Raw genomic sequence first — 745 nt, 5'->3', positions numbered from 1 at the left:
CTGTATCTCCACCAACCACGTTGCGTGGTTGCGCCATACTCTACTTGCAGGTGGCACAAAATTTAAAACCGACGTGTAGTGTATGTGCGGTACGCACGCACGCGTTCTTTTCCGTTCAAACCATTATTTCAAACTTTCAGAAGACCTCAAATGTCGTCTGAAAACTTTTAGAATAAAGGCCGTCTGAAATCCAGTTTTCAGACGGCCTGATTTTTTCTTAATTCAAAGTGTTAGCAGTCAAACTCTGCAATTACCGGTGTGTGGTCGCTGGGGCGTTCTTGGGCACGGGTTTCTAGGTCGACAGTGACGTCGGTAAGGGTGGCGGCGAGTTCGGGGCTGCTGAGAATGTGGTCGATGCGCAGGCCGAGTTTGCGTTGGAACATGGCGCCGCGGTAGTCGAACCATGTGTAGAACGCGCCTTCGGGGTGGATTTTGCGCAGGCTGTCGGTCAGGCCGAGGTCGAGTAGGTTTTTAAACCATTGTCTTTCGATGGAGGAGCAATGGATTTTTTCGTGCCATTTTTCGGGGTCGTAGCAGTCGGCATCGGCCGGGGCGATGTTGAAGTCGCCGAGCAGGACGAGTTTGGGGTGTGCGGCCATTTCTGCGCGGACGAACTCGGTCAATGCGGCAAACCATTGTTCTTTGTATTGGAATTTTGGGCTGCCCAGGGCTTCGCCGTTGACGCAATAGACGTTGATGACGCGTACGCCGTTGATGGTGGCGGCGATGACGCGGCGTTGCGGGT

At 53.3% G+C, this 745-nt stretch carries 1 protein-coding gene; it reads right to left on the bottom strand.

Annotated elements, in window-relative coordinates; all coding sequences use genetic code 11:
- Nucleotides 1-230 precede the first annotated feature (230 nt).
- A partial coding sequence (locus tag ACTHUM_RS16405) for an exodeoxyribonuclease III (protein ID WP_440403480.1) occupies nt 231-745 on the bottom strand: 515 nt, incomplete at its 5' end.

It is taken from the genome of Neisseria sp. P0021.S006, assembly GCF_051956895.1.
This window is presented reverse-complemented; position numbering and strand designations above follow the sequence as displayed.